Annotated in this window: 11 protein-coding genes; 6 read left to right on the top strand and 5 right to left on the bottom strand. The window is 68.4% G+C overall.

From position 1 onward, the window contains the following. The first annotated feature begins 21 nt into the window (after window positions 1–21). Window positions 22–516, top strand: a complete 495-nt coding sequence (locus ABD255_RS10660) for a DUF402 domain-containing protein (RefSeq protein ID WP_344212460.1) — start codon at window positions 22–24, stop codon at window positions 514–516. On the opposite strand, the gene ABD255_RS10655 is transcribed toward ABD255_RS10660, so the two are convergent. After that, entirely contained in the window at window positions 517–2,040 is a 1,524-nt protein-coding gene (locus ABD255_RS10655; protein ID WP_344212458.1) for a CocE/NonD family hydrolase, read from the bottom strand. Window positions 2,041–2,182: 142 nt separating this feature from the next. Here ABD255_RS10655 and ABD255_RS10650 point away from each other — a divergent pair, with 142 nt between their 5' ends. Continuing rightward, window positions 2,183–4,132, top strand: a complete 1,950-nt coding sequence (locus ABD255_RS10650) for a Na+/H+ antiporter (protein ID WP_344212456.1) — start codon at window positions 2,183–2,185, stop codon at window positions 4,130–4,132. Beyond that, the gene (locus tag ABD255_RS10645) at window positions 4,132–4,548 is read left to right on the top strand and encodes an HIT family protein (protein ID WP_344212454.1); all 417 of its coding nucleotides are present in this window, start codon (window positions 4,132–4,134) and stop codon (window positions 4,546–4,548) included. Before ABD255_RS10650 ends, ABD255_RS10645 begins: the two co-directional genes overlap by 1 nt. A gap of 96 nt (window positions 4,549–4,644) precedes the next feature. On the opposite strand, the gene ABD255_RS10640 is transcribed toward ABD255_RS10645, so the two are convergent. Further along, window positions 4,645–5,205 carry a HEAT repeat domain-containing protein gene (locus ABD255_RS10640; protein ID WP_344212452.1) on the bottom strand — a complete coding sequence of 187 codons (561 nt, stop codon included), beginning with the start codon at window positions 5,203–5,205 and terminating at the stop codon, window positions 4,645–4,647. Between the two features lie 81 nt (window positions 5,206–5,286). On the opposite strand from ABD255_RS10640, the gene ABD255_RS10635 reads away from it, so the two are divergent. Together ABD255_RS10635 and ABD255_RS10630 are read left to right on the top strand one after the other, a co-directional pair. After that, the gene (locus ABD255_RS10635) at window positions 5,287–5,886 is read left to right on the top strand and encodes an RNA polymerase sigma factor (RefSeq protein ID WP_344212450.1); all 600 of its coding nucleotides are present in this window, start codon (window positions 5,287–5,289) and stop codon (window positions 5,884–5,886) included. Further along, window positions 5,883–6,917, top strand: coding sequence for a hypothetical protein (locus ABD255_RS10630; RefSeq protein WP_344212448.1), 1,035 nt, complete (start codon window positions 5,883–5,885; stop codon window positions 6,915–6,917). The genes ABD255_RS10635 and ABD255_RS10630 overlap by 4 nt, the downstream gene beginning before the upstream one ends. A gap of 146 nt (window positions 6,918–7,063) precedes the next feature. Here ABD255_RS10630 and acnA read toward each other — a convergent pair whose 3' ends face one another. Then, window positions 7,064–9,850 carry an aconitate hydratase AcnA gene (gene acnA / locus ABD255_RS10625; RefSeq protein ID WP_344212446.1) on the bottom strand — a complete coding sequence of 929 codons (2,787 nt, stop codon included), beginning with the start codon at window positions 9,848–9,850 and terminating at the stop codon, window positions 7,064–7,066. Between the two features lie 195 nt (window positions 9,851–10,045). On the opposite strand from acnA, the gene ABD255_RS10620 reads away from it, so the two are divergent. Beyond that, entirely contained in the window at window positions 10,046–11,254 is a 1,209-nt protein-coding gene (locus tag ABD255_RS10620; RefSeq protein WP_344212444.1) for an MFS transporter, read from the top strand. Here the strand turns inward: ABD255_RS10620 and ABD255_RS10615 are convergent. Beyond that, window positions 11,220–12,152 (bottom strand): LLM class F420-dependent oxidoreductase, encoded by a 933-nt coding sequence (locus ABD255_RS10615; RefSeq protein ID WP_344212442.1) that lies wholly within the window; start codon window positions 12,150–12,152, stop codon window positions 11,220–11,222. The genes ABD255_RS10620 and ABD255_RS10615 overlap by 35 nt on opposite strands. A 10-nt stretch (window positions 12,153–12,162) precedes the next feature. Beyond that, complete coding sequence (locus ABD255_RS10610) at window positions 12,163–14,931, bottom strand: hypothetical protein (RefSeq protein WP_344212440.1); 2,769 nt, start codon at window positions 14,929–14,931, stop codon at window positions 12,163–12,165. Between the last annotated feature and the right edge of the window lie 60 nt (window positions 14,932–14,991).

The raw sequence follows: 14,991 nt of genomic DNA, 5'->3' as shown, positions 1-14,991 counted from the left end.
GCCCGCCGGTACGGTGACGCCATGCGTAGCGTCCGGGTGGTCTACCGCAAGTACGACGAGAAGCTCCACTGGCACCAGTGGTGCCACTGGCTGGGCGAGGACCAGTACGGCGTGTGGCTCGGCGCGCCGACGAACTCCGTTTCGCAGCGTGGTTCCGAGCTCAAGGTCACTCAGACGCAGCCACACGTCCAACTCTTTCCGCGGGACCAGTGGTTCACCGCGATCTTCAACGACGAACCACGCTCGACCGAGATCTACTGCGACGTCACCACGCCGGTCGAGTTCAAAGACGACGTGGTCACGATGATCGACCTCGACCTGGACGTCATCCGCAAGCGCGACGGCACGGTGCTCGTCGACGACGAGGACGAGTTCGCCGAGCATCAGGTCAAGTACGGCTACCCGGCCGACGTCATCGCGAAGGCCCAGGAGACCTGCGACTGGCTCGTCACCGCCGTCGCCACCGAAGAGCCCTTTCTGACTGTCTACAAGACTTACCTCGACAAGATCCGCTGATCAGCGGACCTTGTGCAGGCGCAGGCTGACGTCGGTCAGTCGGAGAGCGCCGGGGATGGTGCCGTTCTGGCCGGCGAACATGTCGGCAACCGGCGACACGGTCAGGTACAAGGTCTTGCCGGCCGGGACGTCGACGGCGATGCCTGGCAGGTCGACCGTACGACGGGCGCCGTGGACCGGGCGCTGCTCGCGGAGCGGCATGGTGTTGTTCTGGATGATCTTCGCGTCGAGCGGGGTGGTGCCGACGCTCAGGGCGAAGAAGGCGGCGGCGTTCGGGACGAGGCTGGTGACGTCGGCCTTCAACTGGGGAACGCCGGCGACGGTGATCGGGCCCTTGGCGAGGGCGATGCTCGTCGGCAGCACGGTGTTGATCTTGCCTAGGCGGTAGCTCTTGTTCGGGGTGAGGCTGCGTTGCGTCAGGCAACGACCGTCGGCGGTGGCGAGGTGGTAGGCACCGAAACCGCGCAGGCCGGTGTCCTGGTTCTTCAGGTTGAGGGCCAGGAAGCGCTGGGCGAGGGCGGTGAAGTTCGGGCTGCCGAGGGCGATCGAGCACGGGTCGCCTGGGGTCACGAAACCTGGCGGGATGACGCTCGGGAGCATGTGGCCGGCGTTGTAGCCGACGAGGATCGAGCGGGAACGGGCTCTCGGGGTGAGCGCCTTGTCGAAGTTCTGCAGGCCCTGGTTGAGGTTGAAGAGGTTGTCTGGGAGGCCTTGGCCGATCAGGACCGGGATGTCTAGTTTGCGGCCGTTCTTCACGTGCCAGGCGGGGCCGTTCTTGGCGAAGAAGGCGTCGAGGTCGCGGCCGGCTTGGCCTGTCGGCCAGTGGCCGGTGGTGATCAGGGCGACGAAACCGGCGGCGATTTCTGGTGGGAGGTGGCTGCCGCCGCCGGCGAAGAGGATGGTCAGCCACATCGTTCTGGCTGCTTCGTCGGGGGCGAGGCTTTGCTTGAGGTCCCACCAGGTGATCTCTGGGGCCAGAGCGTCGAATCTGGTTCGGCCCTTGTCTCTCAGTTCGGTGAAGGCGCCGGCGAATTGGTAGCCGCCGCCGTACGAGCCGCCGATGGCGCCGATCAGGGGGTCGTTGGGGCGTTGCTTGGTGACCCAGTCGAGGGTGGCTACGAAGTCGACGAGGGCGACGACGTCGCGGCCTTCGAGGTCGGGGTTCATGACGTGGGCTACGCCGGTGCTTTCGCCGAAGCTGCGTTGGTCGAAGCTGAGTACTCCGTAGTTGGCGTCCAGGTACTGCTTGAAGGCGGCGGGGTCTTTGGTGCGGCTGCCGCCCCAGCCATGGCTGTGGAAGATGAGGGGGACGGTACTGCGGGCTGTGGCGTTCGCGGGTTGGAAGAGGATATAGCAGATGCGGACTGGGGTTGTGGTGCCTGGCTCGGGGACGCTGTTGACGCAGCCGTTGGTGGTAGTTGGAGCGGTGGTGACCGCAGCCGCCGGGAAAGGTGGGAGGAGAGCGGCCGGTGCGAGGAGGGCGAGGGTGGCGGCGAGGCGGGTGAAGGTGGTGTGGCGGACCATTGTGACCCCCGGTGAGCGTGGTGTCTCCGTGCGGAAACGGTAGATCACCTGGTGGGTGGTGAACAGGGGAAGCTACCGGTGGGTTCGTCCGCTGTGGGTGAACCTGGGCGGGGATCGCGGGCTCGCCTGACACACTGTGCGCGTGGATATCGCGATCGAGGTTGTTGCCCTCGTTGCCGTGGTCGCGGCTGGTGCCGCGCTGGCTCGGAGGCTGGGGATCTCGGCTCCCCTGTTGCTTGTCGTGGTCGGAATCGCGGCTTCCTACCTACCGTTCGTCCCGCAGATCGAGCTTTCCCACGAAGTGGTGCTCATCGGCTTCCTACCGCCGCTGCTGTACTCGGCGGCGATCCGGACCAGCCTGGTCGACTTCTCCAAGCATCGCCGCTCGATCGGTCTGCTGTCCGTCGGTCTGGTCGCGTTCACCACCCTCGGGGTCGGCCTGGTCGCCTACTGGCTGCTGGGAGCGGCCGCGCGGTCGCAGGGCATGGAGCCTCTCCCCCTCTGGGCCGCGTTCGCCCTTGGTGCGGTTGTCGCTCCGCCTGACGCGGTCGCGGCGACCGCGATCGCCAAGAAGGTCGGGCTGCCTCGCCGGGTCGTCACGATCCTCGAGGGCGAGAGCCTGGTGAACGACGCGACCGCCCTGGTCTGCCTCCGTACTGCGATCGCCGCCGCCGGCGCCACAGTCGCGGCCAGTGCGGGTCACGGCGGCGAGGAAGGGGCTTCCGACTCCCCCACGGTGGCCAGCGTCGCCCTCGACTTCCTGATCGCGGCCGGCGGCGGTGTCGCGATCGGCCTGGTCGTCGCGATCGTGCTCGCCAAGATCCGCAAGCGCGTCACCGACCCGGTGCTGGACACCACTCTCAGCCTGACCGCGCCCTTCATCGCCTATGTGGCGGCCGAGGAGGTGCACGCGTCGGGCGTACTGTCCGTCGTGGTGACCGGCCTGCTGCTCGGCCACAAGGCGCCGATCATCCAGTCGGCGGCGTCCCGGATCTCCGAGCGGACCAACTGGCGAACCTTCCAGTTCCTGCTCGAGAACACCGTCTTCCTGCTCATCGGCCTGCAGACCCGCTGGATCCTCGACGACGTGTCCGAGAGCCCGCTGTCGGCCGGCACCATCGCGATCGCCACGATCGGGGTGTACCTCGCGGTCGTGCTGCTCCGGCCGCTCTGGGTGTTCCCGACCACCTATTTGTCCCGGATGATCCTCGGCCGGTCCCGCCCCGGGCCGGTGAGTTGGCAGAGCCTGGCGGTCGTGTCGTGGGCCGGCATGCGCGGCGTGGTCACGCTGGCCGCGGCGTTCGTGCTGCCGGAGGAGACGCCGCATCGCGAAGTACTGGTGCTCATCGCGCTCGTGGTGACTGCCGGCACGTTGCTGGTGCAGGGATCGACCTTGCCGTGGCTCGTTCGGCGGATGCGTCTGCCTGGGCCTGACCCGGCCGAGGACGCGCTGCAGGAGGCCGCAGTACTGCAGGGTGCTCACAAGGCGGCCGAGGATGTGCTCAACGAGGTCATCACTCCGGATGACCCGCCTGAGGTGGTCGACCTCCTCCGGCAGCGCGGTGAGTCCCGGGCTCTGGCGGCCTGGGAGCGGCTCGGCCGCCCTGAGTCCGAGTCAGAGACTCCCAGCGAGGCCTACCGTCGGCTGCGGATGAAGATGCTGGCGGCGGAGCGCGCACACATCTTGAAGATCCGCGACGAGGGTCTGATCCCGGACGAGGTGCTGCAGCGAGCCCAGGTCGCCCTCGACATCGAGGAGTCGATCCTGGACCGGGCCGAGGCGGACGACGTCGGCGGGCAGTCGGAGAACCTGACGGTGCCGGCCGACATCAATGCTCCCTGCGACCACCTGGCGACGGCGCCGTGCGTGCTGACTCCCAAGACGCCCGAGGGGTGCGAGGAGTGCCTGCGCGACGGCGCCACCTGGGTGCACCTGCGGCTGTGCCTGGAGTGCGGGCATGTCGGCTGCTGCGACTCGTCACCCGAACGGCACGCCTCCAAGCACTTCGAGGAGACCGGCCACCCGGTGATGCGCAGCTTCGAACCTGGCGAAACTTGGCGTTGGTGCTTCGTGGACGAGAAGCTGGGCTGATGGCGGACTGTCTCTTCTGCTCGATCATCGCCGGGTCCACCCCGGCCCACATCGTTCTCGACACCCCTGAGGTGGTCGGCTTTCTCGACGTCCGACCGGTGTTCAAGGGACACACGCTACTGGTGCCGCGAGAACACATCCCGACCTTGGTGGAGTTGCCCGACGAACTGTCGGTCCCGCTGTTCGGTGCCGCCCGCTCGGTCGCGGCAGCCGTCCGTACGGCGTACTCCGCGCAGGGCTCGTTCGTTGCCGTCAACAACGTGGTGTCGCAGTCCGTCCCCCATCTGCACGTCCACGTGGTCCCCCGCACCAAGGGCGACGGCCTGCGCGGCTTCTTCTGGCCGAGGACGAAGTATGCCGACGACGCCGAAGCCGCGCAGTACGCCACGACCCTCCGCGACACCCTCTCTAGCTAGTCCCGCCTGACCCTCCCGGTCGCACTTAAGAAGGTGCGGTCGGAGCAAAGGCGTGTGCGGTCGACGGCGGCCGTGCGGATGACGGGGGGAACTGGCTCACAGCTCCCGATCCAGCCGCTTCCGCAGCCGCTCCAAGGCTCGCTCAACAGCCGCCCGCACCGTCACGTCCGGATCGCCTGCCAACTCGCGCACCGCCTCCAGATGTTCGTACTCCCCCGCCGCCCCCAACGCCCGTACTGCGGCCACCCGGACCCGCGGCAGTTCGTGACCGAGCAGTGGCACCATCGCCTCGGCCAGTTGCCCGAGCTCACGCTGAGCCGCGATCCGGGCGACGTGCTCCTGGACCCGCCAGGCCGGGTCGTCGGCGGCGATCAGCAACGCGTCCACGACGTCGTCACGCCAGACGTAGAGGAACACCCGGGCGGCCCACACCCTGATCCAGTAGAAGTTCACCGGATCGACCGGTCGGGACCAGCCGCCCGGGTTCGAGGTGCCGGTGATCGCGGCGAGCTTCGGCAACTCCTGCCCGTAGGCGTCCTCGCCCGAGATCTCCCCGGTCAGGAACGCGACGCACCAGTCGATCACCGTGTCCTCGCCGTGCTCGGCGCAGGCGGCGTGGATGATCTCGCGGGGATGCTCACGCTCCTCGGTGGCCATGCGGTCAGTAAAACCCGGGCTGCCGACAATTCCCGTGGATTGCCCTGTAACGACCGGCATACTCCTGGACATGGACGGGGTATGACGAGCACGCCGAGTCCACCCCTTCCGGTGGCGCTTCGGGCCGTTCCGGATCATGAACTCCGTTTCCGCGAGCTGTTCGCCGGCCACTTCCGCGAACTGCTCGGCTACGCGCTCCGGCGGGTCGGGTCGCCCGACGACGCGGCGGACATCGTCGCCGAGACGATGCTGGTCGCCTGGCGCCGGATCGACGAAGTACCGGCGGACGACACCGCCCGGCTCTACCTGTACGGCGTCGCCCGCCGCGTCCTCGCGAACCACCGGCGCGGCCAGGTTCGGCGGGACAAGCTGGCCGAGCGGCTGCGGTCGCAACTGGCCGAGGTGACGCCGGACCTGGCTAGCCTGGCCGACTCCACCGCCGTGATCCAGGACGGGCTGGCCCAGTTGAGTGACGACGATCGCGAGCTGATCCTGCTCACCGCGTGGGACGGCCTCGATCCCCGCGAGGCCGCTGTCGTGCTCGGCGTACCGTCGCGCACGGTCCGGACCAGGCTGCACCGGGCCCGGGCGAGACTGCGCAAAGCGGTCGGAGACGCTTTCACCAGTGACGGACATGTACGGGATGACCAGCACGCGCGACCAGTTCAGGAGGAGCGATGAACGACGACGAGTTCGACCGGCTGCTCGCGCGGGCCAACCCGTACGGCGACGACACGGTCCGGCGACTGCCGGCCGCTGACGCCGCGTCCGACCTGTTGGAGGAAATCGTGACCAGCACCGCACCCACCCCCGAGCTCAGACCGAACCGCCGGCGCCGCACCATCGTGCTCGTCGCCGCCGCGGCAGCGATCGTCGTCGCGCTCACCGGGGTGTTCTTTCCGCGCGGCAACCCGGCCGCGCCGGTCTCGGCGTACGGCGCCGAAGTACTGGCGGTGGCGGAGGCGAACCAGCGGCTGCTGCTCGACGCGCCGGGCTGGAAGGTCAGCCGGGTCGACGAGTTCACCGCCGAGGAAGGCGAGATGACATTCGCCAACGGCAACAAGCGGCTCGACGTGCACTGGCGCCCGGCGGCGCAGTACGACACGTTCCTCGCCGACCGGGCGCACGGCAACACGCAGCAGCCGATCACGCTGCTCGGGCAGAACGGGACGATGTTCCAGTACAGCAACGGGCAGACCAAGACGACGGACTTCACCACGATCCTGCCGGTCAAGGGGAAGAACTTCCTGGAGATCCGGACCGACGTCGGCTCGGAGGCGGCGTACCGGGAGCTGATCGGGAAGCTGAAGCCGGCCGGCGTCGAGCAGTGGCTGGACGCGCTGCCCGCGTCGTCGGTCAAGCCGGACGAGAACAAGAAGGTCGTCGACGGGATGCTCGAGGGGCTGCCGAAGCCGGACGGGTTCGACAAGGCGTCGCTCTACACGCAGACGGTCAGCGATCGGTACCAGGTCGGCGCTCGGGTCACCGGGGCGGTCAGTTGCGCGTGGCTCGACCAGTGGACCGCGGCGAAGAAGTCCGGCGACACGGCGAAGGTCGCCGAGGCGGTCGCGGCGATGAAGACCAGCCACACGTGGAAGATCCTGAAGGAGATGGACAAGCAAGGCGACTACCCGGAGACGATCTGGGAGTACGCCGACACCATCGCCGAGAACCAGGTCCCAAGCGACTACCAGCAAGGTCTCGGCTGCTGAGAAGCAACACAGGCGCGGGCGAGATTCTCAAGCAAAAAATGCTTTGGTGTCACGAGCAACAACCCACCCGCTGAACGGTTCCGCAGACGAACCGGTACTGCGTACTCAGGCTCGCGCCCGAGTACGCAGTACCGGTTGTTGGTGTGTCAGTTCGCGATCAGCGAGCGGAGCACGTACTGCAGGATGCCGCCGTTGCGGTAGTAGTCGGCCTCGCCGGGGGTGTCGATCCGGACCACGGCGTCGAACTCCTTGACCGCGCCGTCGGTGCCGGTGACCTTGACGTGCACCGTGCGCGGGACCTCGCCGTCGTTCAGCGCGGTGACGCCGGTGATGTCGAAGGTCTCCTCGCCGGTCAGGCCGAGCGACTCCGCGTTCTCACCCTCGGGGTACTGCAGCGGCAGTACGCCCATGCCGATCAGGTTCGACCGGTGGATCCGCTCGAAGGACTCGGTGATGACCGCCTTCGCGCCGAGTAGCGCCGTACCCTTCGCGGCCCAGTCGCGCGACGAGCCCGAGCCGTACTCCTTGCCGGCCAGGATCACCAGCGGCGTACCGGCCTGGGCGTACGACTCGGCGGCCTCGTAGATCGACGTGACGGGCGCGTCGTCCTTGGTGAAGTCGCGGGTGAAGCCACCCTCGGTCCCGGGCGCGATCTGGTTGCGCAGCCGGATGTTGGCGAACGTGCCCCGGATCATCACCTCGTGGTTACCGCGGCGCGACCCGTAGGAGTTGAAGTCCTTGCGGTCGACGCCGTGCTCGGCCAGGTAGGTGCCGGCCGGGCTGTCGGCCTTGATCGAACCAGCCGGGGAGATGTGGTCGGTGGTGACCGAGTCGCCGAGCTTGGCGAGCACCCGGGCACCGGCGATGTCCTCGACCGGCGACGGCTCCTTCGCCATCCCGTCGAAGTACGGAGGCTTGCGCACGTACGTCGACTCGGCGTCCCAGGCGAACGTCTTGCCCTCGGGCGTCGGCAGCGACTGCCAGCGCTCGTCACCGGCGAACACGTCGGCGTAGTCCTTGGTGAACATCTCCTTGTTGATCGAGGAGGCGATCACCCGCTCGACCTCGTCGGCGGCCGGCCAGATGTCCTTCAGGAACACGTCGTTGCCGTCGGTGTCCTGACCCAGCGGGTCGGTCTCGAAGTCGAAGTCCATCGTGCCGGCCAGCGCGTAGGCGATCACCAGCGGCGGGGACGCGAGGTAGTTCATCTTCACGTCCGGGTTGATCCGGCCCTCGAAGTTCCGGTTGCCGGACAGCACCGAGACGACCGCGAGGTCGGCTTCCTGCACCCCGGCGGAGACCTCCTCGGGCAGCGGGCCCGAGTTGCCGATGCAGGTGGTGCAGCCGTAGCCGACCAGGTGGAAACCGAGCTTCTCGAGGTACGGCGTGACGCCGGCCTTGTCGTAGTAGTCGGTCACGACCTTCGAACCCGGTGCCAGCGAGGTCTTCACCCAAGGCTTGGAGGTCAGCCCCTTGTCGACCGCCTTCTTGGCGAGCAGCGCGGCGGCGAGCATCACCGACGGGTTCGAGGTGTTGGTGCAGGAGGTGATGCTGGCGATCACGACATGGCCGTGGTCGAGCTCGGTCTCCTGACCGTTCAGGCTGATCTTCGTCTTCTTCGACGGCCGGCCGTTGGCGCCGTGCGGCACGTGCGGCTCGTCGTTGGTGTTGCCGTGACCGTTCGGCGCGTCACTGGCCGGGAAGCTGCCGAGCTCGGACGGGTCGACGTCCAGTTCCTCGGTGGCGTAGTCGACCAGCGCGCCGCGGAAGGCTTCCTTGGCCTCGCTCAGCGAGACCCGGTCCTGCGGCCGCTTCGGGCCGGCGATCGACGGAACGACGGTCGACAGGTCCAGCTCGAGGTACTCCGAGAAGCGCGGCTCGACGGACTGGTCGTGCCACAGGCCCTGCTCCTTGGCGTAGGCCTCGACCAGGGCGACGTCCTCGTCGCTGCGGCCGGTCAGCCGCAGGTACTCCAGCGTCACGTCGTCGATCGGGAAGATCGCGCAGGTGGAGCCGAACTCCGGGCTCATGTTGCCGATCGTGGCGCGGTTGGCCAGCGGCACCGCCGCGACGCCCTCGCCGTAGAACTCGACGAACTTGCCGACCACGCCGTGCTTGCGCAGCTGCTGGGTGATGGTGAGCACCACGTCGGTCGCGGTCGCGCCGGCCGGCACCGAGCCGGTCAGCTTGAAGCCGACGACCTTGGGGATCAGCATCGAGACGGGCTGACCGAGCATGGCCGCCTCGGCCTCGATCCCGCCGACGCCCCAGCCGAGCACGCCCAGGCCGTTCACCATCGTGGTGTGGCTGTCGGTGCCGACACAGGTGTCCGGGTAGGCAGTGACGATATGGCCGTCGCGGCGTGTCATCACCGTCCGGGCCAGGTGCTCGATGTTCACCTGGTGCACGATGCCGGTGCCCGGCGGGACGACCTTGAAGTCGTCGAACGCGGTCTGGCCCCAGCGCAGGAACTGGTAGCGCTCACCGTTGCGCTGGTACTCGAACTCGACGTTGCGCTCGAAGGCGTCCGCGCGGCCGAACACGTCGGTGATGACGGAGTGGTCGATCACCAGTTCGGCCGGCGCCAGCGGGTTGATCTTGGTCGGGTCGCCACCCAGTTCGGCGACCGCCTCGCGCATGGTGGCCAGGTCGACGACACACGGCACGCCGGTGAAGTCCTGCATGATCACCCGGGCCGGGGTGAACTGGATCTCGGTCTCGGGCGCCGCGTTCGCGTCCCAGTTGCCGAGCTTGTTGATGTGGTCGGCGGTGATGTTCGCGCCGTCCTCGGTGCGCAGCAGGTTCTCGAGCAGCACCTTGAGGGAGTACGGAAGCGTCTGCGCGCCCTCGATTCCCGCCAACCTGAAGATCTCGTACGACTGTCCGTTGACCTCGAGTGCACCCTTGGCACCGAAGCTGTCGACGCTGGCCATCAACCTGCTCCTCTATCCGGTCCTGTTCCGCTGGTACCCATCCTGCCGAGCCGCCGGCACAACCGACAGGTCAGGCTGCCCTAACCTGCCGGGCCACAAACTCTCTCGACATCAAGATACACGACATCGAGCCACCGGCGGGCATCCAGCCGAAATCACGTTGCCGGGGCCGCGCCTGATTTGGTCGACTGTCTCGTGAGCAGTTCCCTGGTCATCTCCTTCGTCCGGTGGACCTGGCTGCGAGCCTTCCTGCACAACGGCTGGTGGCTCGTGGCCAGCCTCTACATGGTCGTCGACGCAGGTCTGTCGGCCGCGCAGATCGTGCTGATCGGGGCCGTGCAGGGGATCTTCGCGCTGCTCGGCGAGGTGCCTGCCGGAGTACTGGCCGACACCTTCAGCCGCAAGTGGTCGCTGGTGCTCTCGCAGGTGCTGATGGGTACGGCGATGGTGGCGACCGGACTGGTCACGTCCTTCCCGCTGCTGCTGGCGACGCAGGTTCTGTGGGGTTTGTCGTGGACGTTCGCCAGCGGCGCGGACATCGCCTGGATCACCGACGAACTCGATCAGCCGGAGCTCATCTCGGCGGTCCTGTCCCGGACCGCACGCGCCCAGTTGACCGGCGCGGCGACCGGGCTCGTCGCGCTGGGCGCGCTGGCATGGGCGACGCGGCGCGACGTCGCGATCGTTGTAGGCGGCTCGGCAATGCTCGTGCTGGCGCTGTACGTCGTGCTCCGGTTCACCGAGCGACGCTTCACCCCGGCCCGCACAGCCCGCTGGTCGACGTCCTGGACGATCTTCCGCAGCGGGGTCGCGCTGGTCCGCCAGAGCCCGGAGATCCGGCGGATCTTCCTGGCCACGTTCCTGATCAACGGTGCCGCCGACGCCGGCGGCCGGCTCGCGCCGAAGCAGTTGCTCGATTTGGGCCTGCCGGTCAGCTGGGACCCGATCGTCTGGCTGACCGGGATCGGCATCCTGGCTCTCATCGTCGGTGCCGTGGTGCTGCGGGTCGTGGAGAAGCGTCTCGATGGCGAGCACGCAAGCCACTCGTACCGGGTGGCGGCCATCGTCGGCGCAGTCGGCATGGCCGTGCTGGCGTTCGCGCCGGACTCCGTCAGTGCGAGTGCGGCGCTGGTGATCGTGTCCGGGATCGCCGTCCCGTTGACCCGGATCATCGCCGTGATCTGGGTCAACGCGCGGACGACGAGCGCAGTACGGGCTACTACGCATTCGTTTCTGGCTCAGGCCGAGTATCTCGGCGAAGTCACCTGCGGCCTGGCGATCGCGTTGATCGCGACACTGGTCTCGCTACCCGTCGCCCTGGCCGGCTCCGCCGCGCTGTTCGTCCTGACCGCGGCGGTGATGCGGCGACCTACGACACCTGCGGTAGAACCTCGGACGCGATGAGCTCGAGGTGGTCGAGGTCAGCCAGGTCCATGATCTGCAGGTAGTAGTGCTGCGTGCCCAACTCGGCGAACCGGCCGAGCTGGTCGATCACCTGGTCCGGAGTACCGCCGACGCCGTGCTCCTTCAGCTCTTCGAGGCTCCATCCGACAGCGGCGGCGCGACGCTTCACCTCGGCGTCGTCCTTGCCCACGACCACCCGGTGAGCCGCGGACAGCACCAGCGTGTCCGGGGCGCGGTCGATCGCCTCGCAGGCGGCGCGCACCCGGTCGTACAGCACCTTGGTCTCCTCGACCGGCTTGAACCCGGCGTTGAACTCGGCCGCGTACTGCGCGGCGAGCGCGGGCGTCCGCTTCTTGCCCGCGCCGCCGACGATGATCGGCGGATGCGGCTGCTGCACCGGCTTCGGCAGCGCCGGCGAGTCCTTCAGCTGGTAGTGCTTGCCGGTGAAGTCGTACTTCTTCCCCACCGGCGTGTCCCACAGCCCGGTGATCAGTTCGAGTTGCTCGCTCAGCAGGTCGAACCGGCCGGGCGTGTCCGGGAAGTCCAGCCCGTACGCCGCGTGCTCCTCCTCGAACCAGCCCGCGCCCAGCCCGAGCTCGGCGCGACCGCCACTCATCTGGTCCACCTGCGCGACGCTGATCGCGAGCACGCCGGGGTTGCGGAAGGTCGCGGCGCTGACGAGCGTGCCGAGCTTGATCCGGCTCGTCTCCCGGGCCAGCCCGGCGAGGGTGATCCAGGCATCGGTCGGCCCCGGCAGGCCGTCGGAGTCCCCCATCACCAGGTAGTGGTCGGAGCGGAAGAACGCGTCGAATCCGCACTCCTCCGTGGTACGGGCGACCGCCAGCAGATCGTCGTACGAGGCGCCTTGCTGGGGTTCGGTGAAGATCCTGAGCAACATGCGGACAACGCTATCTCGCGGTCGTGTACAACTTCTCCAGGTAGGAGGGCTGCCAGTCCGGGCCGCGCCCGTTGAGTCGCCGGACGAGTCCGTGCACGTCGAGCCGCGGCTCCACCGGGTTGTCCCACCAGTCCGGCACCTGGTCGTACCACCGGTCGACCCGCACGGTCCGGCCCGCCGCGTCGATCCGCGCGAACAACCAGCCGCCCTGCTCCTCCTGCGATTCCGCCATCCACAGGTCGCCGAGCAACTCGGTCAACCGCTCGTCCCCGTACTGCGGGTCGTCGACCGCCGGCGGCTCGAGATCGAACCGGTACGACGGCGCGGCGGGGTCCAGCACCTGCACCTGGATCGTGAAGCCCGACGGCACGATCTTCGTCCGGGCGCGGCACCAGTCGCGCAACGCCGCCAGCGCGGGAGTCTCCTTGGGGCGCGGGCGGGGGCGCTCTCGTTCGGCGCGCATGGCCTCCTCGATGGATCCGGGCTCCGCCTCGACCAGCGGTCCGTCACCGCCGACAATCCCGACGCCGGGAATCGCCACTGGTCCGCTGGGTGGTGGGGCCACCAGCTCTTGCTTCCGCTCGACCACCGGCTCGACTCGCGGTTCCTCAACCACTGGCTCGGGCTCTTCGACGGCGGGGTGTTCGAGCGCGGGGTGTTCGAGCGCGGGGTGTTCGAGCGCGGGCTGTTCAACCTCAGCCTGCTCGACTTCGGGCTGCTCGACCTCAGCCTGATTAACCTCAGCCCGCTCAACCTCAGCCCGCTCAACCTCAGCCGGCTCAACCTCAGCCTGCTCGACCACCGGTCGTTCAGCGGCAGCCTGTTCGATCTCCGGCTGGTCAACCTCCGGCTGTTCGACCTCTGACTGGACCTCAAGCTCAGCTGGAGGCTCAGGCTGTTCCGCCTGCTCGACCTCCGCGACGACCTCGCCCAACTGATCCGCGGTCCAGTCGGCGTCGCCGAGGATCTCGTCCTGGAACGGCTCCTCCGGCCCGAACTCGTACTCCTCCTGAGCCGCCGGCGCGAACGGCGAACTACTGCTCGCGTAGTACTCGTCCTCTTCGTCCTCAAGCTCGACGATCGCGGCGATCTCAGCAGTAGGCGCCTCATCCTCGACGACCTCTAGCTCAGCCACGATTTCAGGCTCGGGCTCAACCTCAGGCTCCGGCTCCGGCTCATAGAGCTGCTGCGGTTCCTCGACGACCGCCGGTACGTCCTCAGGGCTCTCTGCCAGGCCCTCAGCGGCCACCTGAGCGTCCTGCGACGCCTCCTCTGCCGCCAGGTAAGCGGCGACGTCCTCAACCCACTCACCGTTGATCCACGCCCCGCCGACCCACTCCCGATCGGCAGGCGCGGACTCGGCCTCCAGCGCGGGAATGACTCCGGTGTCCTCAGACGGCGAGACAGCCTCTACCGGAGCAGTGTCATCGCTGAACGCCACGAACTCGCTGGTCGCGTCATCAGCCGACCACTCGGCCGGTTCCGGCTGCTCGGCCTGCTCCGGACCACGCACCACATCCGGCAGATAGGTCGCCGCCGCCGGCGCGTCCGCGAACAAGCTCGCGTAGTAGTCCTCCCCCTCGCCGACCGGTCCGCCAACCCGCGGCGGCTCAGCAGACGGCAACGGGCCGTAGTCCCCCGCCGCATACCCCGCTGCCTCGGTGGGAGCTGGTTCAGGCGCGGTGGGCGCGGCGGGCTCGGGCTCCGGTCCGATCAAGCCCAGCCGGGCCAGCCCTTCTCCGTCGTCCTGCCTCTGCTTCCGCCGGAACAACCGCGACTTCTTGCCAGTGACCCCGTACTCGTCCGCCGGAGCCTGCACCGGCGGCGCCTCGTAGACCGGAGGTTCGTACGGCGCCTCGTAGGCCGGAGGTTCGTACGGCGCCTCGTACGGCGGCTCATACGTCGGTTCGGGCTGGTACGGCTCACCACCGCCGATGATCAGGTTCGCATCGTCACCGATCGGCTGCCCGGTGAACGGGCTGATCCCCGGCGGCACGGCAACGGACTCTTCTTCCTCGTCGTCGTCATACCCCTCGGCTGCGTAGACAGGAACGTCGGAAGGCGCCGGGCTGGTGGATGGGCCGGCGTCGATCACCGGACCCGGCTCGGCGGTGTAGCCGCTGCCGATCACCGGGTCGGGGCCGACCTCGGCGGTCGTGCTGAAAGCTTCGGCGGCTGCGAGGGCTGCTCGGAGGTCTGGCTGTTGAGGCGAGCGCGCCCCGATCCCCAACTGATCGAACAGATTCAGCAGAGACTCCGGCGTGACACCCGTCCGGATCAGCTCGACCCCGACCGGCAGGACCTCGTCCAGCCCACCGAGATAGTCCGCCCACTCGGCCGCCCACTCGATCATTTCGCGCGCGGCTTCCTCGTCCGAGGTCAGCCATTCGGCGATCGGCAGGAAGCCGTCGTCCAGCGGCTGCCACGGGTCCCCCGGATACGAAGCCCGCGCCCACGTCCCGCTGAAGCTTCCGTAGACGAAGCCGAGCTCCCCGGTGGCGATCCGCCGTCTGACCTCCGGCTGCCCGATCCAGTCCGGCGCGCCGGCCAGCAGGTCGGCCTCGGCGGTCCGGCTGTGCTGGGTGTGGAACCCGAACAGCACCGCCCGCCCACCCTCGAGCCGGACCAGCCGCAGGTCGCTGCCGGTCTCGTCCTGGTGGTACCAGCCGTTCTCGTCGGCGTACCACCGGCGGTCGAAGCCGGTGGCATGGGCGACGGCGGCCAGCGCGCTCCAGCGGGCGCGCAGATCCTCCGGGTCGTCCAGGTCGACGAGCGGCATCGGGTCTCCTGCTCAGGTGCCAATCCAGCTCCGGCCAAATCCAGGCCAGAACGGTACCCG

The organism is Kribbella sancticallisti, assembly GCF_039530625.1.
GTDB classification, from domain to species: domain Bacteria; phylum Actinomycetota; class Actinomycetes; order Propionibacteriales; family Kribbellaceae; genus Kribbella; species Kribbella sancticallisti.
The sequence above is the reverse complement of the archived record's forward strand: the minus strand, read 5'-3'. Positions and strand labels throughout refer to the sequence as shown.

What these genes read in the sequence shown, in the direction of transcription:
- ABD255_RS10660 (WP_344212460.1), top strand. Translation starts at nt 22, where the DNA reads ATGCGTAGCGTCCGGGTGGTCTACCGCAAGTACGACGAGAAGCTCCAC.
- ABD255_RS10655 (WP_344212458.1), bottom strand. Translation starts at nt 2,040, where the DNA reads ATGGTCCGCCACACCACCTTCACCCGCCTCGCCGCCACCCTCGCCCTC.
- ABD255_RS10645 (WP_344212454.1), top strand. Translation starts at nt 4,132, where the DNA reads ATGGCGGACTGTCTCTTCTGCTCGATCATCGCCGGGTCCACCCCGGCC.
- ABD255_RS10640 (WP_344212452.1), bottom strand. Translation starts at nt 5,205, where the DNA reads ATGGCCACCGAGGAGCGTGAGCATCCCCGCGAGATCATCCACGCCGCC.
- ABD255_RS10635 (WP_344212450.1), top strand. Translation starts at nt 5,287, where the DNA reads ATGACGAGCACGCCGAGTCCACCCCTTCCGGTGGCGCTTCGGGCCGTT.
- ABD255_RS10630 (WP_344212448.1), top strand. Translation starts at nt 5,883, where the DNA reads ATGAACGACGACGAGTTCGACCGGCTGCTCGCGCGGGCCAACCCGTAC.
- acnA (WP_344212446.1), bottom strand. Translation starts at nt 9,850, where the DNA reads ATGGCCAGCGTCGACAGCTTCGGTGCCAAGGGTGCACTCGAGGTCAAC.
- ABD255_RS10615 (WP_344212442.1), bottom strand. Translation starts at nt 12,152, where the DNA reads ATGTTGCTCAGGATCTTCACCGAACCCCAGCAAGGCGCCTCGTACGAC.
- ABD255_RS10610 (WP_344212440.1), bottom strand. Translation starts at nt 14,931, where the DNA reads ATGCCGCTCGTCGACCTGGACGACCCGGAGGATCTGCGCGCCCGCTGG.